Source organism: Deltaproteobacteria bacterium, assembly GCA_020845895.1.
In the GTDB taxonomy this organism is placed as follows: Bacteria; Lernaellota; Lernaellaia; order JACKCT01; family JACKCT01; genus JADLEX01.
Window position 1 is genome coordinate 1 of record JADLEX010000133.1, and the last position, 23864, is coordinate 23864.

Here is a 23864-nt window from a genome sequence, read left to right on the forward strand (position 1 = left end):
CGAGCTCCGCGCGCAGGGATTCGGAAAACCCGACGACGCCGAATTTCGACGTGGCATAGGCGCACATGCCCGGCGCGCCGGCGAGGCCCGCGGCGGACGCGACGTTGACGAGAACGGGATCGACGCCTCGTAAGAGATTCGGCAACAGCGCGCGCGTCACGCGCACCGTGCCCATCAGATTGATGTCGATCACGCGCTCGAATGCGCCCAGCGGCATGGACTCGAAGGGCCCCGCGTAGAGCACGCCCGCGCAGTTGACGAGGATGTCGAGGGCCGACGTTCCCGGGTGCTCGGCGAGACGGCGCAGAGCGTCGTCGTCGGTCGTGTCCGCCGTCAGCCACGTGACGCGCGGGCCATTTCCGGGCGTCGTTTGGCCTTCCAGTTCGGCGGCGAGCGAATGCAATCCGGCCTCGTCGCGATCGACGAGGATCAAACGGCAGCGGTGCGTGTGGAACAGATCGGTCGCCAGTCGCCGGCCGAGTCCGGACGCCGCGCCGGTGACGAGCGCCGTTCTGCCGTCGAGCCGCAGTCGCGGGCGGAACATGGTTGCGCCTCGAAAGCGACGCCGCGATCGATGGGCGATCCGGCGCCTGGGGATCGTTCTTCTAGCCGCCGCAGCAGGCGGTTCGTTCGAACACTTCGTCGTCGGTCATGTAGGTCGGGCCGGGCGTCGGCTCCGTGTCGTCATCGGCCGCGTCGTCGTCCGCCGCGTTGTCGTCATCCGTCGTGTCGTCGTCGCCGGGCGGATACGTCGTCGTGGTCGTCGTTGAGGTCGTCACCGTCGTAGTCGTAGCCGGACCGTCCTGCGTCGGAATGGGCGTGTGATAATTGCCGGTATTTCGTTCGTCGTGGTGGAAACCCTTGGACTCGATCGGCGTCGCGGCGCTCGCGGTCGTGCCCCATGCATAAAGCCAGCCCTCGCGCGTCCCGACGACGACATCGAGGTCGCCGTCTCCGTCCACATCGCCCACCGACGGCGACGCCACGTTCCAGCCCCCCGTGAATTTCGGCCAGCCGGGCGGCTCGTCGCCGTGACGGTCCCACGCGTGGATCATATAGCCGCCGGAGCCGATGATGATCTCGGCGTCGCCATCGCCGGTCAGATCGACGACGGACGGCGCGTTGAGAAAGAACCAGTCTTCGCCCGCGCGCGGAAAGTCGGGGAGGATGAATTTGAGCGCGCCGGTATTGAACGCATAAACGACCGCGTCGAAGGGATATCGCACGCCGCCGTCGGCGAGCGCGAGGCCGAAGCCCAGCGATGCGCCGGAGGACAACAGCTCCGGTCGCGGGTGACTGTCGAGGTTTCCGAATGCGAGGAAATTCATCGCGACCGCGCCGAGGAAATCGACCGAGTCCGAACCGGGTCCGAAGGGAAGCGTGAGGAAGATGTTTTCGAGCGTTCCATCGTGGCCGTAGAGCATCGGCATCGAGACGCCGGAATTGGTGGCGACCTCGAGCGTGCCGTCACCGTCGAGATCGGCCAATACGGGGCTCGTCGGCGTGCCCTCGCCGACGTAGGGCAGCAGGATGATGGCGGGCGACTCGAAACGCACGGGCCAGCCGGCCACGAAAGGTCCGTCGGGATTCAGGTTGCCATCGTGATGGATCGCGTAGGTACGACCGAGATTGTCGTCGCGCTCGTTGGTGCCGACGACGATTTCGAGCGTGCCGTCGCCGTCCAGGTCGCCCACCGCCGGTGTGGACACGATGCGCGCGGGGGCCGTGCCCTCGGGATCGTTCACACGCACGGGGAAGCCCGGCAGCATTTGGCCGTTCTCGCGCCAGACATAGAGGTAGCGGTCCATCGCCGCGACGATGATCTCGAATTCCTCGTCGCCGTCGAGATCGGCCAGCACCGGCGCCGAAAACGCGCCGTACTCCAGCCGCTCGCGCACGGCGCGCGCGTTCACGTATTGCGGGTCGAAGTACACCGGGAATCCCGCGCGAGGCACGCCCGCACCGTCCCACGCGCAGATCGCGCCGTCCATGGTCGTCACGACCACGCTTGGCAAATCGTCGTTGTGATCGAGATACCCCACCGCCGGCGCGCCCATGACCGAGTGACGGAAGTCGTCGGACACATCCCCCCCGGCATAAGCGGGCGCCCCGAGATGATTCGACGCGAGGTCCGCGTCGAGGTATTCGCGGCGCGGCGTGCGCACGGGCCAGCCGACGGCTTCGGACCCGTCGCCGCGAAACGCGTGCACGGTGCCGTCGCTGCCGGCCGCGACAATCTCGTACGCGCCGTCGCCGTCGAGGTCGGCGAGCTGCACCGAACTTTCGAGCGACGAGCCGAGGAACTTCGGGAACGACGGCAGGGTATCGGGATCGCGACGCAGGTACGCGATTTTTCGGTCCTCGCCCACATTGCCCAGGTTGTCCGTGACCACGAGACGCAGCGTGAAGCTGTAGCGGTTCTTGTCCGTCGGGTCCGCCTCGGCATCCACGCCCAGCGCGGAGGCGTTCACCGTGCACAACGCGCCGTCCACCGCGAGCGTCAGGCCGTCTTCCGAGCACAGCGACGAGAATTCGTCCGCGAGCGGCTCCGCGCCCGGCGCGACCTGGAGTTCCCACGCAAACGAGTTCGCTCGTGCCGCGTCGGCGAAACCGCGGACGTCAATCGTTGGCGAGGTGAGCGGATCGAAATAGTCGAACCAGGTGGGCGAGACGATCTCGGCCTCGGGCGGCATGGTCTGCTCGCCGACGCGATCGACGGCGGAGCGCGCATTCACCCGACCGTAGCCGAAGGACCACTCCCACCCCGGCTGGCTGGGCATGAGTTCGGGGTCGGTCATCGATTCGGGGATGTCGATGTCGTCCGCCGTCATCGAGAGGAGCTGTTTGATCTCGTTGGGCGATATAGGCGGATCGAGTTCGAGATCCCGGGCGCGCGAGTACAGCAGCCCCGCAACGCCCGACGTGATGCCCGTCGCGCCGCTGGAGCACGAGCCGTGCGACGCCGAGACGGTCGTGCGCGGTCCGTAGCCCGAGCAGTTGTTGTGACGCAGGAAGCTCGTGGCGTCGGAGCGGCTTTGCGTGTCGTGGACGACGGCCTTGACGTTCACGATGCGGGGCAGGGCGCTCGGGTAGTTGTTGTGCATGCTGTTTTCGTCGTTCATCGCGCCGATCCACGCGACGCCCGACTCGTAGGCGTAATCCACCGCGGCGCGCGTGGCGTCGGTGGCGTTCACGGTGCCGTTGGCGTGCTGGAGCACGCTCACGCCGTTGTCCACCGCATACACGGCCGCTTCATCCACGTGCACGACGTTGCCCGCGAAGTCGTCGGAAACGCGCAGCGGCAGGATCATGCAGCGCGGGCACGTACCGAGTCCTCCGCCGCCGTTGTTGGCCTTGCCCGCGGACCAGCGCATCTCGCCGCGCCCGTGGCCCGCGCGGGTTTCGTCCTCGGCGTCGGTGTCGTTCCAGAAAAAATCCCAGCCGCAGATATCGTCGATGTACCCGTTGCCGTCGTCGTCCACGCCGTCCGAGAAGATGCGGATGAAGTCGCCCGGGTCCGTTCGGTTGTTGCCGTTGGCGTCGTACACGCGCGAATCGCCGTCGTAGTCGCGGACGTTGACCGTGCCGTCGCCGTTCGTGTCGTAGACCTCGGCGCCTTCCGGCAGCGGCAGCTCGCCCGCGTTGAGCAGCAGCTTGTCGATCAGCTCCGAGTCGTCCCAATAAATGCCGGAATCCATGACGGCGATCACGATATCGGGGCGGCCGATCGTGACCTGCCACGCGCGGTCGGCGCTGATGCCGGACGGCAAGCCGAGTTCCTCGGGGCGGATCGTGTCGAGCACGTCGTCGGGGGTGTAGCTGATGAGTTCCCACGCGCCGTTCAGGTCGTCGGGCGGCGCGTCGCGCGGGTCGTCGTCCGGGCCGTTGGGCCAGTTGGGATTCGAGGCGAACGCCGCGCCGGCGATGAGCACGAACCAAATCCCCGCGGCGATGATGCGCCGTTTCGTCATCTTCACTCCGGAACTTGTCGGGAACGCGCGCGGCCAAGTTACCGACGTTCCACGGGCGTGTCAAAATGCCTTGGCCGCGCTCCTTGCGCTCGGACCGGCCCTGACTACAATGACGCGATTTTTCACGGAGACGGCTCATGAGCCGAGCACGAATTTCGGCGCTCTTGTTGCTCGCGGTCGCGATGGCCATCGCGTGCGCCCGGACGCCGAAGGAACAAACCGTCCGCTTTCTCATCGGAATGGATCGCTGGGGCGAAATCGCCCCGTGTGGGTGACCGTCCAAGCCGTCTGGCGGTCTGGCCAGACTCGTGACGATCCTGCAGAGGGAGCGGCAAGGCGGGCCGCTCCTGGCGATCGACGCCGGCGACACGCTCTATCCTCCCGCGAAGCGACGAACCCGCGCGCCGGAAGATCTGGAGAAGCGCGCGGCGTTTATCCGTGAGGTGTACGCCAAGGCCGAGTTCGACGCCGTCGTACCCGGAGAGCTGGACGTGTATCCCACGCTCGACGCGCTCGTGGAGTTCGGCAAGTCCGTGCCCATGATTGCCGCGAACATGGTGGACGCCGAAACGGGTGCGTCGATCTTTCCGGCGAGCCGCGTGGTCGAACACGCCGGCATGAAGATCGGCCTCGTCGGGGTTCTTGGTCCCAAGGCATTCGCGGGCACGCCCGCCAACGTGGATTTCGACGCGAAAATCTGGGCGGAGCAGCAATCGAACGGCGGCGCGGCGGCGCGCAAGATGCGCATGGCGAAACTGCGCGAGCAGATGGCGCAGGCGGCCAAGGACGACAAGGGCAAGGCGCAGGCCGAGGAGATCCTGAAAGTCATTCAGGGGGAAGGCGGAGAGGACGCCGGTGAAGACGTCGCGCCGACACCGCCGGAATACTCGGGCCGCAAGTTCCGGATCACGGACGGCGTCGCCGCGGCCAAGGCCGAAGCGGCGAAACTCGCCGGCAAGGCCGACCTGATCGTCGTGATCGGCCATATGGAGAAGGACGAGACCGACGCATTCCGCGCGGCCGTGCCCGAGATCCCCTTTATGATCGACGGTCACACCGAGTCGAAGTCGATGTTCGCCTCGGGGCAAAACGAAACCGGTCCCCCGAACATTCTTCGCGCGGGGAACCGCGGACGGGCGCTTTCGCTCGTCACGATCCGCATCAACAACGGCGTGATGACGTTTCAGGACCGCGGCAATCGCGAACGCGACGAATCGACGCTCAAGCGCCAGAAGAACCTGTGGGAGAAGCTGGTGCAGCAGGCGGGCGGCAAAGACCCGCTCGCCGAATTCCCAAAGGACGATCCGCGCTTCAAGCGCGCCGAACGCACCAAGGCCCTGATCGCCGAGACGGAAGCGAAACTGAAGCAGAAGACCGGCGAAAGCTGGTTCGAGACGAAGACCATCGGCCTCGACCCGGGCGTCGAGGGCGATCCCGAACTGCGCGCGAGGGAAGACGAACTCGATCCGCCGGCGTCGCGGGGACATTAGGCGAAAACGGCACAGCCGCCCCCGGCTGTGCCACATGTGGAACAGGCGCCCTCGCCTGTTCGGTTTTCACACGGTCGTCCGTGACCGTGCCACACGGCGGGACGCCATGTTCATCCGGCCATTTCAGGGCAAGAAACCGCACCTGGCCGCCGACGTCTTCGTCGCGCCGGGTGCGGTCGTGATCGGCAACGTGACAATCGGCGAAGGATCGAGCGTCTGGTACAACACCGTGATCCGCGGCGACGAGGGCGCGGTGACGATCGGCCGGCGCACGAACATCCAGGACCTGTCGATGCTGCACATGACCGGCGGGCGCTCGACGCTCACGATCGGCGACGAGGTGACGGTGGGCCACCGCGTCATCCTGCACGGCTGCACGATCGGCGATCGATGCCTCATCGGCATGGGCGCGGTCATCATGGACAACGCGGTGATCGGCGAGGGATCGATCGTCGCCGCGGGCGCGGTGGTGCTCGAAAACATGATCGTGCCGCCGCGCTCCCTCGTCGTCGGCATGCCCGCCAAAGTGAAAAAGACGCTTGGCCCGGACGAGGGCGAGCTCTTTCACTTCCCCGTGACCGCGGCCCACTACCGCGAGCGCGCCGAGCAGCATCGCGAGCTGCAGGAACCCTGATTCTCCCGCCCGGCAATCGACATTTTCGCGCACCGCGCCTATCGTGAACCCATCCGAAACAACGACGCGGCATCCGACCACACGCGTCGATGGGGTGCATCATGCCGGGGCCGCTCGAAATCGTTCTGACGCACGAAGACGTGACGTTTCTCAAGAAGCATCTGGTGCTCGACACGCGGCTCGAACGGCTTCTGCGCCAGGGGCAACGTCGGTCGGACGGCATCACGATCCGCGGAACGGAAGAGGAACTCCAGATGCTCGACGAGTTGATCGGCGAGCAGATCGAGCGGCACGACGCGATTTCCGACGGACTGGAGCGGGTTTCGAATCGCGTTCGCCGAACGCTGGCGGAAGATTTCGTCCTGCGAAACAAGGACCGCATCAGCGAGGAAATGGCCGCCGAGCTCGATGAAATTCCCGTTCCCGCCGAGGAACCGGAGGACATCGAGGCGTGTCTGATCGTCATCACGCCGCGCGCGCCGGCCATCGCGTGGGCGCGCACGATGCCCGAAACCGACTTCACGACGGATCCCGAAGCATGGGGGAAGTCGGCGTATCTGATTTCGTACGCGGTGCACCGGGAGAACTTCGAGGAGTGGCTCCGCGAGAGTTATGACGTGCTGTTCGAGAACGAGCTGCTGCCGTTTTTCGGCGGACAGGAGGTCGAGCCGCCGAAGTGCGAGAGCGTGGAAATGTTTCGCGAGTGGTTCGATGTCGAGCTCGTGCAGATCGTCTATGACGTGCGTCCGATCGATGAGGATGATCTCGACGGCCTTGACGATCTCGATGGCCTCGACGAGGTCGAAGACCTGGATGACGACGATGACGACGACGACGACGATAAAGGCCCGCATCACTGAAGCGGCACGCCGGGCCGATTGCGTTTGATGGATTCATGATGGTGGAAAGCGCCGGGAATTGCGGGAGTTCGGCATGAAGCGATGGATGACGATCCTGGGCTGCGCCGCGATCGCGTTGGCGGCGAGCGCGTGTTTTTCGATCACGACCAGCAGCTCCGGCTCTCCGGGCGGCGGAGGCCAGACCACGCCGACGGGCGGCGCGACGACGCAGGCGCGGGGTCTGGGGGCGAACGCGCCCGCGAAGCCCTGGACCGACGCGGGGAGAAGCGGCGGCAAGCCCGTGGCGGTCGATTCGCGCACCTATGTCGAGATCGCCGAACGCGTGAATCCGGCCATCGTCAGCATCTTCACCACCACCGACCTGCGCGTGGGCATCGGCGACCCGCTGGGCTTCTTTCGCGTGCCCGTCCCCGATTACGACATGCAGGCCACGTCGCTGGGCACGGGCTTCTTCATCAGCGAGGACGGCTTCTTGCTGACCAACGCGCACGTGGTGGCCAAGGCCGACGACGTGCACGTGTATCTGCACGAAAACTCCGAAGCCCACGCCGCGCGCGTGATCGGCGTCGATCCGGTCGCCGACCTCGCGCTGCTCAAGGTCGATTCCGACGACAAGTTGCCCTACCTTCGGCTCACCGATTCCGACCGCGTGGAGCGCGGCGAGATCGTCGTCGCGATCGGCAATCCCTTCGGGCTCGACTACACGATCACGACCGGCGTGATCTCCGCGAAAAACCGCGTGCTCTCGGCGGGCAGCCGCCGCGGGCTGTACGAGGACTACTTGCAGACGAGCGCGCAGATCAACCCGGGCAACTCGGGCGGGCCGCTGATGGACCTGCACGGCGACGTGGTCGGCATCAACACCGCCATCATCGCGGGCGCGCAGGGCATCGGGTTCGCGATCCCGTCGAATCTCGTGAAGGATCTGCTGCCCACGCTCGCGAAAAACGGGCGCGTGACGCGCGGGTATCCGGGACTCGGACTCGCGGACCTCAACCCCGCCCTCGCAAAAAAATTCGGCGCGAATTCGACGACCGGCGCCATGGTCGTCTCGCTCGATGCGAACGGACCCGCCGCGCAGGCGGGCGTGCAGCGCGGCGACGTCATCGTCGCGGTCAACGGCGAGGCGGTGCAAAACGCCCGCGAGGCATCCCGGCGCATCACCGCGGTCGAGGTCGGCCAATGGATCGATCTTGATCTCACGCGGCGCGGCGCTTCGGTCGGCGCGAAGTTCCGGCCCGTCACGCGCGGCAAGTGACGCACGAACGGGCGATTGGTTTTTTCGAGGCGCCGGTTATCATGAATGCGAACCGGGATGGAGAGCGTCGATGCGGCAGGTCGTGATGACTCGCGGCGAGGACGGATTCTGGGTGGTCGAGGTCCCGTCGCTGCCCGGGTGCGTTTCTCAGGGGCAAAGCCGGGACGAGGCGCTGGCGAACGTGCGCGATGCCATCGCGGCGTACGTCGAGGTTCTGCGCGAGGACGGCCTCCCGGTTCCGGAGGAGCGTTTCGACACGCTGGTCGTCGCGGTATGAGCCCTCCACTCCCCGTTGTGTCGGGGCAAGACGCGTTCGCACGCTGCAAAAAAACGGATTTCGATTTCGGCGCCAGACCGGCAGCCATATCATCCTCAGGCGCGACGAGCCGCCGACCATGGTCACGGTCCCCCATCACAAGGTTCTGGATCGGGGGACGCTTCGGGCCATCATTCGCCAATCAGGACTGACGGTGGACGAATTTCTCGCCGCGTTGTGATCGGCGCGAAGTTCCGGCCCGTCACGCGCGGCAAGTGACGCAAAGCGCCGCTTGACAATCGCCGCGCCCGGCGGCCAAATCCGCCAATTCCGCCACCCGTTCACGGAGTCGTCCCGATGAGCCATCGTTTCGCGTTTCCGGTTTTGCTGTGCGTCCTCGCCACCGGCCTCGCGGCCACATTCGTCGCTTGCGGCGACGATGACGACGACGAGGAAGAGGAAGACTCCGAGGCCGATGACGACGCCGACACCGGCCCCGACGTGTCGCTGGAAGACTGCGTCGAAGCCTTTTCGCGCCTGTACGGTCCCGAGGGATGTCAGGTGGCGATGTACGACGAGGCGACGATCGGGGAACTGTGTTCGGCTCGCCAGGGTCAGGCCGATGCGAACGAGTGCGTGATGGCGTTCTACGCCGAGAACATCGACTGCATCAACGCCGTCGAGTGCGGCGCGGACACGGCGGACGCCGACTACGCGGCCTGCGAGGAAGCGTTCCAGTCAGACGCAACGAAATGCTGAAATAACGCGTCGCGACGCCCAGTGTTTTGAACGGGCGATCAAGTGCGAATCGACCGTGTTTTCAAGGCCGATCGCGCTTGACACCCGTTTTTTGCGGGTGATACAGTCCGCGCCTCTTTGCGGGCTTTTTCTTTTCAGGACTGACGGTCGTGGAGCGCGAAGGATGAAGCGACGGGGGACGCGGTGTGCGTGGACGGCGACGGTCGCGTTCGGCGTTGCGTTCGCATGTTTCGCCGTCCCCGCGTCCGCCGACACGTTTGCGGGAATCGGTGCCGTCATCGACTATCAATACCCGCTCGATTCCGAAATGTGGGGCGCGACCATGACGGACAACGCATGGGGCCGCGACCTCGTGGGAATCGAGCATTCGGTCGGCGCGGACCGCAACCAGTTCTACACGTGGAACCGGCCCGACCGGCTGATCGCGCCGGGGCTGGAATGCCATTACGGCTGGAGCTGGGGACTGTCGCTGCACGGTGACGTGCGCTGGTTGTGGCTGTCGTGGGCGCCGAACCAGGATGTGGACATCATCATGGACCGCGTCGACGTGCCGTTGCTCGCCACGGCGAAGTGGAGCTTCAACAACGACGGTCGCTGGCGGCCGAACGTGTTCGCGGGCGGCGGCGTGCATTACGTCTCCACGCGGATCTTCGGCAAGGATCTGTTCGATCAGGCCCGAAATCCCAACTTCGACAGCGAGACGCTGCCCGAGCCCGACTCCGACGAAGCGGGCAACGCGCCCGAGCCGCGGCGCTGGCTAAAGGAATCGCGCGAATTCGCGAGGTCCGATTGGGCTCCGTCCGCTCACGCCGGCATCGGGCTCGATGTGGCGCTTCGCGAGAGTTTGATCCTCGCCGTTGCCGCGACGTATGACGTGGTGCCGATGGACACGATCGAGGCGGTGCTCGTCCGCGACGACGCCGACGAATGGCACTGGGTGGAAAAAGAGATTTCCGGAGACGGCGGCGGCATTCACGGCGCCGTGTCGATCCATTATCGCTATTGATTCCGCGCGCCGGTGCGAGCCGGGCGGGGATGTGGAGGACTGACGATGCGTTTGTGGTTCATCGCGCCGGTGATGGTCGCGCTGCTGCTCCTGGCCGGTCCCGCGTTCGCCGCGGAGCCCGAGACCGCGAAAGACCCCGGCGTGTCGGTGGATCTTTCGGGATACTACCGGGTTCGCTACGACAACACGTTCAATACGGGTTGGCGCTTCAATGAGGACTACCGCGACGGCGAAGACAACGAGGACAGCGACTGGTGGTCGTATTTCGACCAGCGCGTGCTGCTGCTGCCGACGATCACCGTCAACGACAACATCGTCCTCAAGACGCAGATCGACGCCCTTCGCAACGTGACTTTCGGCAACAACACGCAGGCCGTGATTCCGCAGGTGCACGTGACGCGCAACCCGGCCAACACCGAGAAGATCGAGACCGTGGAATTCGACGCGGCGCGCCTGTATCGCGGCAACGTCTTTTCGAGCAGCGCGTCGTCGAACGCGGGTTACTACGCGTACAACCGGAACAGCGGCGACGAGGTGCCCTCGATCGAGATGTCTCGCTTCTGGGCCGAGATCCTGCTCCCCAATGTCGGCTTCATGCGCTTCGGCCGCATGCCGTCGCAATTCGGCATGGGCGTGTTTTCGAACGACGGCCTGCCGACCAAGACCGAGTTCGGTTGGCAGGGTCTCGACAAGAATTACGGCGACACCTACGACCGCATCCTGTTCGGCACGAAGATCGGCCCCTACATTCCCGTGCTGCTGTATGACCGCGTGCTCGAGGGCGATTACAAGACCGGCGACAACGACGTGCACGAATTCGGTTTCGTGCAGTACCTGCGCGACATCAAGCTCGGCGGCGATCCGGCGAACGTGCTGAACGGCGGCCTGTACACGGTGCACCGCCGGCAAATGTCCACCAACGCCCGCGTGTTCGTTTACGACCTGTGGCTCAAGCTCAAGCTCGGCGGGTTCTCGATCGAAAACGAAGCCATCGCCGTGCAGGGCTCGTTCACGCAGATCGACGACGAGACCCTCGACGAAATCGAGGAAGCGGGACTTCCGATCGGCGAGGGTGGCGGTAAGATCGAGGTGTCGGCCTATGTCGACGCCGCGCGCATGAAGTTCGAAACGCGGAGCTGGGGCACGGGCGCGGAGTTCGGCTTCTCGAGCCCGGCCGACCCGAATCAGGAGACGGAGTTCGACCCGACCGCCGCCGCGGCCATCGCGGTCGCCGCCGCGCAGAAGGACGCCGACGAGGACGCGCCGGAAAACAGCATCGACTTCATCAACGCGGTCGTCGAAAACCAGGCCGCGTTCGGCAAGAAGGTCTACACCTTCCCCATGGACCCGGATTACGACGTCGATCTCATCATCTGGGAAGTGCTGATGGGCGGTGCGGTGAAGAACGGCATCTACGCGAAGGTCGGCGGCTACATCCAGCCGTTTCAGGAACTGCGGATCGAAGCCAACGTGATCCAGAGCTGGATCAACGAGAGCTGGAAGGGCGAGAACGGCGAGGACGCCGCGCACGACCTGGGCACCGAGCTTGATCTCGATATTTCCAGCACCGCGTGGGACCACTTCACCACGGGCGTGCAGTTCGGCTACGCGTGGCTCGGCGGATACTTCCAGGACGTTTACGGCGACAAGGAAAACATCTTCACGATGCAGATGCGGGCCGGCGTGACGTTCTGATCCGATTCTCCCATCTCGAAACAAAGGCCGGTCCCGCGACCGGCCTTTTTCATGATGCGGGCGCGAGGTCCGGGCCGATGGCCCTCAGTTGCTCAGATCGCACAGCAGCGATCCACCGTAAGCGAATCGATCCTTGGGCGCCTCGTTCAGGACGAGGTTCACGGCGCTCACATCACGGCCCAGTGCGGCGGCCGCCGATGTGGAAAACGCCGCCACCGCCTCCCGACGTTTGTTGATCTCCGGCAGCGTATGCATCGTGACCTCGACGTAGATCGGGCCGTCGCCGGGTTCGTATTGACCGAGAAACCGGGAGGGTCCGAACGCCGCGACGCGTACGTCCACGTACCGTCGCTCCGAACCGAACGCCGCCACGAAGGAATCCTGAAGATGGCGAAGCAGGTCGGCACTCAGATCGGCGTCTTCCATATTCGCGATCTCGACCCGGATGATCGGCATGAGCACACCCCACATGGTCGAAGAAGCCCATTTTGGCCGATTCGGCGCGCTTTCACAACGCGACGCGAGGAAGTTTGATCCGCGAAGACGTTACCGCGCGGCAAGGGCGTCGCGAAGCGCGTGGGCGAGTTGGTCGAGCGTGAACGGCTTTTGCAGAAAATCCGTTCCTTCCTCGAGAACGCCGTGCCGCGCGATGGTGTCGCCGGTGTACCCCGACATGAACAGCACGGGCAGGTCCGGACGAAGCGCGGACAGTGCGTCGTGGAGTTGTCGTCCGTTCATCTCGGGCATGATGACGTCGGTGAGCAGCAGATCGAATCGCCCCTCCCCAACGCGAACCCACTCGAGCGCATCGGCGGGTCGCCGAAAATCGACGACGCGGTACCCCAGCCGCTCCAGAAACTTCCGGGCCAGCGTGCGGACGGGGTCTTCGTCCTCAACGAGCAGGATCGACTCGGATCCCAGCGGTCGCTTCAATTCCGCCGAAGGCGATGCGGCCCCTTCCTCCGCCACGAGCGGCAGATACACACGAAACGTCGTTCCGACGCCGAGTTCCGATTCGACCTCGACGAATCCTCCATTCTGTCGGACAACCCCATACACCATCGACAACCCCAGCCCCGTGCCGCTGCCTTGGCCCTTGGTCGTGAAGAACGGTTCGAACACGTGCGGGAGAATCTCCGGGCCGATGCCGATTCCGGTGTCGGCGACGCCGAGCCGGACGTAGGTACCGGGCGCCGCGTCGAGATGGCTGCTCGCATAATCGTCATCAACAGTCGCCACGCCTGTTTCGACGCGCAGCACGCCGCCCCGGGGCATGGCGTCGCGGGCGTTCACCGCGAGATTCACGAAGACCTGCTCCATCTGGTGGGGATCGACCTTGACCTTTCCCGATTCGGCGCATGGGGCGAAGAACAGTTCGATGTCCTCGCCGATCAACCGCTTGAGCATCCTCGTGGAGCCGGCGACGAGCTCGTTGATGTCCACCACGCGCGGGGCCATCATCTGCTTGCGGCTGAAGGCGAGAAGCTGCGCGGTCAGCGAAGCGGCGCGCTCCGCGGCCTTCTTGATCTCGGACAGCTCGTCCGGCACCGGGGTGCCGGGGGGCGAATCCGACATCAGCAGGTCGGCGTTTCCGCCGATGATGGTGAGCAGGTTGTTGAAGTCGTGCGCCACGCCGCCGGCCAGGCGGCCGACGGCTTCGAGTTTGATGGCCTGCTGGAGCTGGTCTTGAAGCCGCTCGGCCCGGCGGTCAGCCTCGACGTCGCGCGTGACGTTCCGGATGATCCCGAACATGGTCGCGGGCGTGCCGGCGGAATTGAAACTCAGGTCGCCCTCGCCGCGAACCCAGTGTGTGCTCCCGTCGGACTTTCGAACGATCCGATAGATTTTGTCGAAGCGCTGTCGATTCCCCAGCACCTCGTCGCGAAAATAAACGGCCATCATCTCGCGGTCGTCGGGATGAACGATGTCGAGCCAGCCCTCGATTGTTTTGCGGTGATCCGCTGCGATGCCGAAGACGGTGTCCAGCGCCTCGGAACATGTCCATTGGCCGGTCCCGACATCAAAAACGTAATGGCCGAGCTGCGCGGCCTCCTGCGCCTGACGGAGCAACGCCTCGCTTTCGAGCAACGACTTTTCCGCGACCTTGCGGTCGTGGATGTCCATGCAATGACCGATGTAGCCGAGAAACCTTCCGTTCGAGTCGTAGCGAGGCGTGCCGTCGTCGAGAATCCAGCGATACTCGCCCCGCGCATTTCTCAGTCGGTACTCCATGCTGAACGGTTGTCGTCGGTCGAATAACGAGACGTAGGTTCCGACGCACCGCTCCAGGTCCTCGGGATGGACGCCATCGGCCCAGCCGTCGCCGAGTTCCTGGTCCAGAGTCCGGCCCGTGAAGCGCATCCACGTCTGATTGAAATAGTCGCACTTCTTGTCGAGACCCGAAGTCCAGATCAGGACACGCCCCGCGTCGGCGAGCGTGCGGAATCGGGACTCGCTTTCGCGCAGCGCCGCCTCGGCGCGAACGCGAGCGGTGATTTCGCGAACGATGACCAGGGCTTCGTCGTCCCCGGCACGCACCATCCGGGCTTCGAACGAGCGCACGTCGTCGCCACCGAACGTCAGCTCGTATTCGAACGAGCGCGATTCCCCCCGTTCGAGCACCGCGCCGACGTTCGCCATGAAGGCGTCGGCCACCTTCGCGGGCAGCGTTTCACGAACGTTCTTTCCCAAAAACTCGTCGGGTCTCAGGTACAGCCGATCGGAATCCGGCGCGTGAAAATCGAGATGAACGCCCTCGCGCGAAATGCGGAACATGAGGTCGGGCAACGCGGCGAGAATGGACTCCGCGCGTTCCTCGCTCCGTCGCAAACGATCAGTCGTTTCGATTTCACGTTTCCGCTGCAATCCGAGCTCGGCGACCATGCGGGCAAGGTGCGCCAGAAAGAGCAGAGCGGGGCGGAACTTTTCAGGTCCGATCACCGGGATCTCGCGGAACGCCTTGATGTAGACGTCTTCGTCGAGACCGAACTCGCGGGCGTTTTCGCGGAAACGCGCCTCGACGGCGGCATCGGGGGATTTCGTGAACAGTTGCCCCACGAAGGCGTTCGCCAGATGTTCGCCGTCGATGACGATGGGGACGGAGGCGTCGGTCAGGCCCTGTGGGCAGGTGTAAACGACGAATGGATCGCCCGCCTCGAGGCGCTCGCGAATCGCGAAATCGCTCTCGATGCACTGACGCGCGATGTCGGGATGGCGGCGATGGAAGTCGGTGCAAATTCGCTGCCATCCCGAACCGGTCAGGATTTCGCCGTCCGACGCGATAATGGCCGAGGGGATGCCGGCGGCCGCGTAAAGATGGTCCGTCAACTCCTGAAGACGTGGAATTTCCACCAGATCTTTCAGGCGGTATCGCACGCACACCTCACGGCCAATGCAAACGGCAAAAAAAGGCGGAACAAACCCCGTAATTTCAATATCGGTTTTTTCCCCGCCCGGCATGAGTCCCGGCCGCGTTTTCACGCCGATGCCGCGATTGCGCGCGGTTCCTTGACAGTCCCGAAACGCGGCCCCTAAGATCGACAACCCTCGCGCCCGCGCGGGGGAAACCATCCGAAACACCAAGCCGACAAGTCCGACGAAGGGCGCGGAGGACGCCGTGAAAGCGATTCGTGTGCTGATGGTCGCGTTGGCGATCGCCATCCCGGTTTCCGCCGGCGCGATCGACGTGCAGAATTTCAAGCCGGGCATCGGCACGGAAAACCTCGTGATGCTCTACGAGGCGAACGGCCTGAAACAAGGGCAGTTCGGCGCCTCGCTCACCGGCAACTATGCGTCGAACCCGCTCTTGTTCACGTTTCCGGACAACACGGATCTGCGCGTCATCGACACGCAGGTGACGGGCGAATTCGCCGCGTTCGCCGGCGCCTTCGACTGGTGGACGATCGGCGTCGCGGCGTCGAGCGTGTGGGTCGCCGGGCGCGACCTCGACGCGCCGCTCAACCCCGACTTTCCCGAGAGCGAGTTCGAGGCCGACAGCGGCTTCGGCGACGTGCGCGCGATGATGAAGTTCACCGTTCTTCGCAATAAGCCGGATTCGGTCGGTCTTGCGATCGTGCCGCTCGCGACGTTTCCGACCGGCAAGGCCGAGGTCTATTCGGGTTCCGAAGCCGTCAATGCCGGCGGGCGTCTGGTAATCTCAAAGCGATGGGACCGCGTGAACATCGTGCTCAACGGCGGCTATCTGGTCATGGGCGACGCCGATGGCGCGGACGAGGGTTTCGACCCGGCGGGGCAGGCGCAATTCGGCGCGGGCGTGTCGGTGCATCTGCATCGTGCAGTGGATGTGATCGGCGAGATCTACGGCCACACGGTCGACTACGGCGTCGAGGAACTCGAGGCCGAGGTGCCGACCGAGGCGCTGCTCGCGGGCAAATTCTACGCGGGCCCGATGGTGTTCACGGCGGGCGGCGCGGCGGGTATCAACTCGGGTATGGGAAATCCCACAGGTCGCGCGTTCCTGGGTGTCGCGTTCACCTATCCGAAGATTGACCGGCGGCTCCCAAAGGAAGGCGGCGTGGCCGGGATTCCGCTCGACAGCCCGGATCACGACACCGACAAGGACGGCCTCTCGAACTACGCCGAGAGCAAGAAATACATGACCAACCCCCTCGATCCCGACACCGACAGCGACGGCTTGAAGGACGGCGAGGAGGTCAACACGTACAAGACGGATCCGCTGCAAAAAGACACGGATCGCGACGCGCTCTACGACTTCGAGGAGGTCAAGGTTCACGTCACCGATCCGCTGAACAAGGACACCGATGGCGACACGCTCGTCGACGGCGTCGAAGTCAAGCAGTACAAGACGTCGCCGACCTCCGTGGATACGGACGAGGATCGCGTCCCCGACAATCTCGACGGCGCGCCGCTCGAACTCGAGACCGACAACGACATCATGGACTGGGACGGCGTGCCCGAGATCGTGCTCGCCAAGAAGCCGTCGGGCGTCGTGCTGACCGATGCGTTCGTCTGGGTGCCCGCGTCGTTCGCGTGGACGGGCGACGACAAGGACCGGCTTGGCGCAACCGACGAGGCGTACATCCGCGACATCGCCGCCGTGATGGCCGATTACCCGAAAATCAAGGTCGAGGTGCAGGGCCACGTCACCTTCGGCGGCAATCCGCAGTTCAACCAGTGGCTCTCGACGCGCCGCGCCCAGGTCGTTCGCGAGGCGATCGTCGGCGCGGGGGTATCGCCGGATCGCGTCATCTTCCGCGGATACGGGGCGGATTTCCCCGTCGCCGCTCCCGACACGGAGTTGGGAATGAAGATGAACGATCGCATCGAGATCGTCATCACCGAGCAGTGATCGCCCCGCATCTTCGTGGCCGGCCGCTCCGTACCGGGGCGGCCGGTCGCTGTTTGGCGCACCGCACTGGACCGTTTTGCCGCGCACGTCACAAGACGGACCGATCTCCTTGCGGGACCGCGCCCGTTCTGATACGAATTTGATGTTCGACCATCGAGGACCCTTCAGGAGGTGCCAGGCATGCTTCCGTACAATCCTGAGCCCTACGAGGATCGCGAGTAAGCGACGGCGGCGCGCGCCGGGGCCGTCCCGTCTCGACGAGGCGGGCGCCCCGACGGCGACGTTCGTTTCCGGATCGCCGCGCATGGCCGTCCTTCTCATCAATCCCTACATCGTCCATCCGTTTCCCTCGCCGTACACGCCGCTTGGCGTGGGGTATCTGGCCGCGTACCTGCGCGAACACGGCATCGCGGCCGAAGTCCTCGATCTCGCCAATAACCGCATGAGTCTCGGCGCCCTGCGCGCCCACATCGAAAAAACGCGCCCCAGCCTCGTCGGAATGTCGGTGCATTACTCCAACCTGCGCTCGTCCGCGAAGATCGCCAAAATCGCCAAGGAGGTGTCGCCCGAGTGCGTCACGGTGATGGGCGGATCGTGGCCGTCGTCGATTCCCCACCGCATCATTGAGGGCGTGCCCGAGCTCGACGCGTGCGTGCGCCACGAGGGCGAGGCCACGCTGCTCGAAATCGTCCGGCGCATGGAAGCGGCGGGCGGCGCGACGCGCCTCGACTGGGCGGGCATCGCCGGCGTGACCTGGCGCGGTCCCGACGGCCGCGCGCGCAACAACCGCGACCGCGCGCTCGTCCCCGATCTCGACGCGCTGCCTTCTCCATACCTCACCGAGGGCGTGTACGACCTGACCCGCTACAAGGTCGGTTCTCTGCTCACAGCCCGCGGCTGCCACATGAAGTGCGGGTTCTGCGCCGCGCGCGAGGTGTATCAGGGCGAGCTGCGCCTTTCGGGCGTCGATCGCATCGTCGCGGAGGCGCGGGTGATCTACGAGGCGGGCCTGCGCGAATTCGTCTTCTTCGACGACACGTTCTCGATCCACCCGAAAAAGTCGCTGCCGCTGCTGCGCGCGTTCCGCGACGAAATGCCCGACGTGGCCCTGCAAAGCAACGCGCGCTTCGACAGCGTGAATCCCGAGCTGCTCGCCGAAATGAAGGCGGCGGGATTCTACATTCTCAACCTCGGCCTCGAAACGATCACAAAGGCGACCGTGAAGGCGATGGCCAAAGGGGTGAACGAGCAGCAGGTCGAGAAGTCGCACGCGTGGATTAAGGAGGCGGGCATCAAGACGCTCATCAACCTGATCGTCGGCCTGCCCGGCGACGACCGCGACGCGATCATGCGCACGTTCGAGTTCGCCAAGACGCTGGGCGCGAACGTGTACACGGTCCACGTGCTGCGCCCGTTCCCCAACACCGACCTGTACCGCAACGCCGTTCACCACGGCCTGTCCTTCGCCACCGACGAGGGCATGCTTCTGCGTCGCGCCGACACCGAGGAAATGCGTTACGAGGAGATGCTCGACCTGGCGAAATACGCGGGCGACTACTTCGAAATGGGCGACTTCTACAACAAGATCCTCATGGCCGAGCGCATCGACATCTACGGCACGCACCCGACGCGCTCGCTGATGGGGTGAGAGATTGAAGATCGAGATTGACCGGGAAGTGGACGCGCTCTATATCACGCTCGCCGAGGTTCCCGTGGCGCGGACCTCCGAAGCCGGAGCGGGTGTGCAGCTCGACTTCGACGCATCGGGTCGCCTGATCGGCGTTGAAGTGGTCGGAGTTTCCGAGAAAAATTCGCGGGAGGATCTGGCAGTGTTTACGGCCAGGAATCTGATTTCCGACGCCGTCTGATTCGGTGCCGACGAAACACCCTTAATCGGCTCTCGCCATCGCCGTGACCACGCTTTGCAGGTACGCGCAGCCCGGCGCGGATCGCAAACAGAAGTAACGCAGCTCGCCGCAATCGCCGCCGTCTTCCCCGCACCCGCAATCGGGGCTTTGGCGCGCGAGCAGTTCTTCCGCCGACTCGTCCCGCCACGAACCCAGCCGCACGCGCTCGCCAAGATCGTCGAGGTACGCCGAGCCGTCCAACGCGAACACCATGGTCCCCCGAATGCCGCCCGCGCGTCGCGTGGCGAAGCCGTTGAACAGGCGTTGCAGCGACGGTTGCAGGAACTCGCGACGCAATCCCTGCGAGAGGCACGCGCGATTGACGTCGACCAACGTCGCGGGCTCGACGCGCCCTCGAATGTCGATCCAAACGTTGGGACCCTCGACGATGTCGCGTTCGCTGTAGTCGTCGAAGTGCACGCGGTGAAATTCCGACAGATCGGGCAGTTCGGGAGCGGCGTCGCCGGGCATCAGCGTCACGAGCAGGTCCGCGTCGATGCCGCGTTCGCGGTGCGCCCGCATCCGCGCGAGGCTCGATGCGGCATCGCCGTCATGCTCGAGCAGCGCCTTGAGATAGATCCGGTTCCGTGACGAATAAAAGATGTCGCGGTGCCGCGCGAAGATTTCGTCGAACCCACCGGGGAGTTCGCGAGAACGCACCAGCAGGAAAAAATACATGTCGTCGCGCTCGGTCAACGGACGCAGGGCGTCGATCAGCGACTCCAGCGGCTTCTCGCTCCCCAGGTCGTCGAGCACGAGCAGCGGAAACTGCGTGGACTTCGCCGCGATCATCGCGACGAGGCGCGCCATCGCCGACGGATCTACGGATGTTGCGCCGTCGAAATCGACGCGCGCCATCTTGATGAGATGCGGCGCGTACGCCTGCGGCACGAAACGATCGGCCGCCTCGGGAATCTCCTCGCCGGGCAGCGGCTCGCGCACGCTCACGTTCGCCGTGCGCGTGTAGGTGAAGTAGTACTCGGACGAGACGACGCGGGTGTGCGGGCGCGCGACGGTCAGCACGCGGTCCTCGCCGTCCGTGCGCACGCGAAATCGATGCTCTGTGATGGGCGCGTCCATTGCCGTCCTTCCGATCGTGACCGCGCGGTTGCCTCGCGCGGTCGATTTCGTTCAATGTGGCCGACATACTAGATCGCCCGCGCATCCCGGCAAACCCCGGCGTGCGTTTTGGGCGAGGCGGGAGACAAAGTTGGGCGAAAGTCGGCCGGCCGATACGGTCGTCATCGGCGGCGGGTGCGTGGGGCTTTCCGTCGCGCACGCGCTGGCGCGATTGGGGCGAGGCGGCATCGTGCTCGTCGAGCGTGAGGCCGTGCACGGCGCGGGCTCGACGGGCCTCGGCGCGGGCGGCGTGCGCGCGCAGTTTTCCACCGACATCAACATCCGACTTTCGATCGAGTCGATGCGGATCTTCGCCGACTTCGAACGCGAGACCGGCGCGCCGCTGGCGTACGAACCCATCGGCTACCTGTTTCTCGCGGCGACAGACCATGCGTGGCGAGAACTTCACGAAAACAACGCACGCCAGCGTGCGCACGGCGTTCCGGCCGATCTGCTTTCACCGAGGGATGTCGCGGCGCGGTTCGGTTTTCTCGATTCCTCCCGTCTTTGCGGCGCGGCGTGGTGCCCGGTGGACGGCGTGACCGATCCGCACGCGGTCGTGCAGGGCTACGCGTCCGCCGCGCGGCGGCTCGGCGTCGAGATGGCGATGTCCACCGCCGCGCGCGCGCTGCGTTTCGATGCCGCACGGTCCGCGTGGATGATCGAGACGGATCGCGGCGGGATCACGGCGCAAAACGTGGTGATCGCCGCGGGTGTGTGGTCGCCGGCTCCGGCCGCGAGCGTCGGGGTCGATCTGCCGATCCGTCCGCTGCGGCGTGTGTGCTTTGTCGCGCGGGCCGACGATGCGCCGAGCGACCTGCCTTTCGTCATCGATACCGCAACGGGATTCTGGATGCGGCCCGAGACCGGCGGCGTTGTGATGGGCATGCCGCGCGCGGACGAGCCGCATTCGTTCATTCTCGACATGGACCTCGACCTGTGGACCGACGTGCTGGACGCGGGCTCGACGGTCGCGCCCTTCGTCGCGGGCGCGCGGCGCACCGGCGGCTGGGCGGGGCTCTACGAGATGACACCGGATCTGCACCCCATCGTCGGCGCGGTTCCGGGTCGCCCTGGGATGTTCGTCGCGGCGGGTTTTTCGGGGCACGGGTTCATGCACGCCCCGGCGGTCGGTCGCCATCTCGCTCACCTGATCGCCCATGGCCGTTCAGCGCTCGACCTGACGCCGCTGTCACCCGCGCGTTTCGCCCGATCCGGTTTCGTTTCCGAGACCCGCTACGTCTGAAAGCGGGGCGAGTCCAGCCTTGGGCCGAAACGGGGAATTTTCTTGACGGCGGGGGGTGAAAATGTTACCCAAATCGCCTTGACGCCGGAAAAACGGACCTCGTTCGAGGTTGGTTTTCGCTCTGGATTCACCGCTCTACCAAGGAGAATCGCCATGAAGAAGTTGCTCGCTCTCACCATCGTGGCCGGTCTTCTCGTCGCTTCCGTCGCGTTCGCGCAGGTGTACGAGAAGGGCATGAACATGTTTGAAATGGCTGGAAAGATCGAAAAGTATGAAAACTACGACACGCCGAAGGAAGGCGGGCTGATCGGCCGCCTGTACGTCTATCCGCACGGCGGAGACCCGGCCAAGGACTCCAAGAAGATCTACATCACCAAGGAAACTGAAATCGTGAAGAAGGAAGGCGGCGCGGGCGCGGCCTCCGACCTGACCGCCGGCGCCGTGGTGCTCGTGCGCTACAAAAAGGTCAACGACGACATGCTGCGCGCCTCGAAGGTCGAGCTGAAGTAAGCTCCCGAGGCAGTTCGATCCCACGCGGGAAGCCGGTTCGCCGGCTTCCCGTTTTTCGTCGGGCTCCGGGCCCGGGATCACCGTCCGCCGGCGTCAGCAGCCGCAGCCCGACCCCGAGTCGTCATCGTCGCCGTCACCCGCGTCCGACACGTCGTCATCGGTCGCATCGTCGTCGGCGTCATGGTCGCTCGCGTCATCATCATCCGACGTGTCGTCGTCAACGTCATCGTCGGTCGCATCGTCGTCGGCGTCATCGTCCGTGGTCGGCGCATCGATATCCTTGGGATTCAGGTAATCCGTGAAGCGGCCCAGCCAGTAGGCCATCAGATAGTCGCTGCCCGTGTAGAGTTTTTGCGGCAGATAGCCTGCGCAGGTCATCAGGTACGGCGACCGCTGCCACGTGTAATCGCGACGACAGCGGTGCTCCATGTCATATCCATCCGCGGCCTGCAACTCGAAGTCGAGTCCGATGAGATCGACGAGCCAGTCGGGCAGGTCGGCGAGAATGTCCGTCAGCGCTTGCGAAAGCGGATCGACGCCGCCCGGCGGCGGACCGGGATCGACGTGGATGTCGTTGTTCGGCCAATTGGTGAACGCGGCGAGCTGCGCGACGCCGTCCTGCATGAGCGCCTCGGAGTTTTCGCAACGCCCCGCGCGCTCGCAGCCGAGCAGGTACACGTAGTCGAAAAACGTCTGGTGGCCGTCGTCCGCATACGACCGCACCACGCGGTCGAACACGTCGAAATAGAACGCCAGACGGTCGGGGTCCTCCTCGAACAGGAAGAGCGTCATGTAGTTGTCGTGACGCAGGTTCATCGCGAAGTATTCGTTGTAGCGGTTGTAGATGGCCCAGGAAGACAGCGGCAGCAGGGGTTCCTCGATCGCGTACACCCGGTCGTACTCGTCCCAATATTTCTGATCGCCCAGAATCCGCGCGGCGACCAGCGCGAACGCCAAACGTTCGGACCCGCTCAGGTTCGGCGCGGCCGTGCTGGGGATGCCTTCCTCGGTGATGATAAACCAGTTCTGGTCGATCAGCGCGTCGATCACCTCGCGCACCATCGACTCGATCATGGCGCGGATGCCGGGGTCGTCCACGAGTTCGTGCACCATCCCCATTGCAAAAAAGAAACCGACGTGCTGGTCGGAGCTGCTGTTCGACAGCCAAAACGTGCCGAGCCACGCGCCCTCGCCGATACGAAACCAGTCGAGGCCCGACACGTCGATCCAGAAGGCGGCGTCGGCAAGCGGGCCGACGTAGCGGCCCACATAGCCCGGTCGCCCCGTGACGAGAAGATGGTTCCGCAGGGTTTCGATCGCCTTCGCGACGTTTTGCCGGGCTTCGTCCTCGCCGGTCACGGCATAGCGGAATGCCTGCGTGACCGCGTAGGTCGAGGTCCACATCGTCGAGTCGCCCTGGCCCTGGTAGAACGCGACCGTGTCCCAGGTCGATTCGTTGTAGATGACATCGACGATGCCGCCGTAAGCGGGCACGTGCCGCGCCTGAATCTCGTCGTCGTATGTCTCCGCCTTGGCGAGCAGGTCGGGATCGACGTCCTGCGCCCACGCCGGCGACGCGCAGACCATCGACGCGAGAACGAACATTATCCGCAAGAGCTTCATGAACGGGTACTCCGCCGTGGAAACGAGCCACAATCTTATCAGGGCGTGCGGTGCGATGCCAACGACGTTGGTGGGCCCCAAATCCGCGATTGATTTTGATCGGCAATAAAAAACCTCGTTGAATCCGGTAGGATGGCGTTGCTGAGACGCTCCGCAGATTTCACCAACGAGGTGATTCCATGATCGCGCAAACCGTCCTTC

Annotated in this window: 21 protein-coding genes; 15 read left to right on the top strand and 6 right to left on the bottom strand. The window is 64.9% G+C overall.

The features are described 5' to 3' along the window. Both IT350_18170 and IT350_18175 read right to left on the bottom strand, forming a co-directional pair. On the bottom strand, positions 1–544 hold a 544-nt coding region (locus tag IT350_18170; protein ID MCC6159984.1), incomplete at its 3' end, for an SDR family NAD(P)-dependent oxidoreductase. A gap of 61 nt (positions 545–605) precedes the next feature. Beyond that, complete coding sequence (locus IT350_18175; protein MCC6159985.1) at positions 606–3971, bottom strand: VCBS repeat-containing protein; 3366 nt, start codon at positions 3969–3971, stop codon at positions 606–608. Positions 3972–4108: 137 nt separating this feature from the next. Here IT350_18175 and IT350_18180 point away from each other — a divergent pair, with 137 nt between their 5' ends. The 10 genes from IT350_18180 (at position 4109) to IT350_18225 (ending at position 11929) form a co-directional block, all read left to right on the top strand. Next, positions 4109–4246 (top strand): hypothetical protein, encoded by a 138-nt coding sequence (locus IT350_18180; GenBank protein MCC6159986.1) that lies wholly within the window; start codon positions 4109–4111, stop codon positions 4244–4246. Between the two features lie 33 nt (positions 4247–4279). Continuing rightward, positions 4280–5461: a hypothetical protein gene (locus IT350_18185; protein MCC6159987.1), complete on the top strand. Its 1182-nt coding sequence runs from the start codon at positions 4280–4282 to the stop codon at positions 5459–5461. A 106-nt stretch (positions 5462–5567) separates the two neighbouring features. Continuing rightward, positions 5568–6095 (top strand): gamma carbonic anhydrase family protein, encoded by a 528-nt coding sequence (locus IT350_18190; protein MCC6159988.1) that lies wholly within the window; start codon positions 5568–5570, stop codon positions 6093–6095. Positions 6096–6196: 101 nt separating this feature from the next. After that, positions 6197–6955 (top strand): hypothetical protein, encoded by a 759-nt coding sequence (locus IT350_18195; protein MCC6159989.1) that lies wholly within the window; start codon positions 6197–6199, stop codon positions 6953–6955. A 73-nt stretch (positions 6956–7028) separates the two neighbouring features. Then, positions 7029–8213 (top strand): trypsin-like peptidase domain-containing protein, encoded by a 1185-nt coding sequence (locus IT350_18200; protein ID MCC6159990.1) that lies wholly within the window; start codon positions 7029–7031, stop codon positions 8211–8213. A 70-nt stretch (positions 8214–8283) separates the two neighbouring features. Next, entirely contained in the window at positions 8284–8490 is a 207-nt protein-coding gene (locus IT350_18205) for a type II toxin-antitoxin system HicB family antitoxin (protein MCC6159991.1), read from the top strand. Next, positions 8402–8710, top strand: coding sequence for a type II toxin-antitoxin system HicA family toxin (locus IT350_18210; GenBank protein MCC6159992.1), 309 nt, complete (start codon positions 8402–8404; stop codon positions 8708–8710). Before IT350_18205 ends, IT350_18210 begins: the two co-directional genes overlap by 89 nt. Positions 8711–8826: 116 nt before the next feature. Beyond that, positions 8827–9228: a hypothetical protein gene (locus tag IT350_18215; protein ID MCC6159993.1), complete on the top strand. Its 402-nt coding sequence runs from the start codon at positions 8827–8829 to the stop codon at positions 9226–9228. A gap of 163 nt (positions 9229–9391) precedes the next feature. Beyond that, entirely contained in the window at positions 9392–10234 is an 843-nt protein-coding gene (locus IT350_18220) for a hypothetical protein (GenBank protein ID MCC6159994.1), read from the top strand. Between the two features lie 45 nt (positions 10235–10279). Then, a complete protein-coding gene (locus tag IT350_18225) occupies positions 10280–11929 on the top strand; it encodes a hypothetical protein (GenBank protein ID MCC6159995.1) in 1650 nt (549 codons plus the stop codon). 84 nt (positions 11930–12013) lie between these two features. On the opposite strand, the gene IT350_18230 is transcribed toward IT350_18225, so the two are convergent. Together IT350_18230 and IT350_18235 are read right to left on the bottom strand one after the other, a co-directional pair. Beyond that, entirely contained in the window at positions 12014–12385 is a 372-nt protein-coding gene (locus IT350_18230) for a hypothetical protein (GenBank protein MCC6159996.1), read from the bottom strand. Between the two features lie 90 nt (positions 12386–12475). Then, complete coding sequence (locus IT350_18235; GenBank protein ID MCC6159997.1) at positions 12476–15304, bottom strand: PocR ligand-binding domain-containing protein; 2829 nt, start codon at positions 15302–15304, stop codon at positions 12476–12478. A gap of 241 nt (positions 15305–15545) precedes the next feature. Between IT350_18235 and IT350_18240 the strand changes: the two genes are divergently transcribed. The 3 genes from IT350_18240 (at position 15546) to IT350_18250 (ending at position 19126) form a co-directional block, all read left to right on the top strand. Then, positions 15546–17258, top strand: coding sequence for an OmpA family protein (locus tag IT350_18240; GenBank protein ID MCC6159998.1), 1713 nt, complete (start codon positions 15546–15548; stop codon positions 17256–17258). Positions 17259–17562: 304 nt separating this feature from the next. Next, entirely contained in the window at positions 17563–18906 is a 1344-nt protein-coding gene (locus IT350_18245) for a radical SAM protein (GenBank protein MCC6159999.1), read from the top strand. 4 nt (positions 18907–18910) lie between these two features. Then, positions 18911–19126 carry a DUF2283 domain-containing protein gene (locus tag IT350_18250; protein MCC6160000.1) on the top strand — a complete coding sequence of 72 codons (216 nt, stop codon included), beginning with the start codon at positions 18911–18913 and terminating at the stop codon, positions 19124–19126. 21 nt (positions 19127–19147) lie between these two features. Here the strand turns inward: IT350_18250 and IT350_18255 are convergent, their stop codons facing one another. After that, on the bottom strand, positions 19148–20245 hold the full coding sequence (locus tag IT350_18255) for a hypothetical protein (protein MCC6160001.1): 1098 nt from the start codon (positions 20243–20245) through the stop codon (positions 19148–19150). A gap of 130 nt (positions 20246–20375) precedes the next feature. Here IT350_18255 and IT350_18260 point away from each other — a divergent pair, with 130 nt between their 5' ends. After that, a complete protein-coding gene (locus IT350_18260) occupies positions 20376–21530 on the top strand; it encodes an FAD-binding oxidoreductase (GenBank protein MCC6160002.1) in 1155 nt (384 codons plus the stop codon). A gap of 153 nt (positions 21531–21683) precedes the next feature. Beyond that, positions 21684–22040, top strand: a complete 357-nt coding sequence (locus IT350_18265) for a hypothetical protein (protein ID MCC6160003.1) — start codon at positions 21684–21686, stop codon at positions 22038–22040. Positions 22041–22133: 93 nt separating this feature from the next. Here the strand turns inward: IT350_18265 and IT350_18270 are convergent, their stop codons facing one another. Then, on the bottom strand, positions 22134–23663 hold the full coding sequence (locus tag IT350_18270) for a hypothetical protein (protein ID MCC6160004.1): 1530 nt from the start codon (positions 23661–23663) through the stop codon (positions 22134–22136). Positions 23664–23864 lie beyond the last annotated feature (201 nt).

Coding starts and splice junctions, on each gene's coding strand:
- IT350_18255 (MCC6160001.1), bottom strand. CDS start 20,245: ATGGACGCGCCCATCACAGAGCATCGATTTCGCGTGCGCACGGACGGC.
- IT350_18265 (MCC6160003.1), top strand. CDS start 21,684: ATGAAGAAGTTGCTCGCTCTCACCATCGTGGCCGGTCTTCTCGTCGCT.
- IT350_18270 (MCC6160004.1), bottom strand. CDS start 23,663: ATGAAGCTCTTGCGGATAATGTTCGTTCTCGCGTCGATGGTCTGCGCG.
- IT350_18230 (MCC6159996.1), bottom strand. CDS start 12,385: ATGCCGATCATCCGGGTCGAGATCGCGAATATGGAAGACGCCGATCTG.
- IT350_18205 (MCC6159991.1), top strand. CDS start 8,284: ATGCGGCAGGTCGTGATGACTCGCGGCGAGGACGGATTCTGGGTGGTC.
- IT350_18215 (MCC6159993.1), top strand. CDS start 8,827: ATGAGCCATCGTTTCGCGTTTCCGGTTTTGCTGTGCGTCCTCGCCACC.
- IT350_18225 (MCC6159995.1), top strand. CDS start 10,280: ATGCGTTTGTGGTTCATCGCGCCGGTGATGGTCGCGCTGCTGCTCCTG.
- IT350_18175 (MCC6159985.1), bottom strand. CDS start 3,971: ATGACGAAACGGCGCATCATCGCCGCGGGGATTTGGTTCGTGCTCATC.
- IT350_18190 (MCC6159988.1), top strand. CDS start 5,568: ATGTTCATCCGGCCATTTCAGGGCAAGAAACCGCACCTGGCCGCCGAC.
- IT350_18245 (MCC6159999.1), top strand. CDS start 17,563: ATGGCCGTCCTTCTCATCAATCCCTACATCGTCCATCCGTTTCCCTCG.
- IT350_18220 (MCC6159994.1), top strand. CDS start 9,392: ATGAAGCGACGGGGGACGCGGTGTGCGTGGACGGCGACGGTCGCGTTC.
- IT350_18195 (MCC6159989.1), top strand. CDS start 6,197: ATGCCGGGGCCGCTCGAAATCGTTCTGACGCACGAAGACGTGACGTTT.
- IT350_18200 (MCC6159990.1), top strand. CDS start 7,029: ATGAAGCGATGGATGACGATCCTGGGCTGCGCCGCGATCGCGTTGGCG.
- IT350_18180 (MCC6159986.1), top strand. CDS start 4,109: ATGAGCCGAGCACGAATTTCGGCGCTCTTGTTGCTCGCGGTCGCGATG.
- IT350_18210 (MCC6159992.1), top strand. CDS start 8,402: ATGCCATCGCGGCGTACGTCGAGGTTCTGCGCGAGGACGGCCTCCCGG.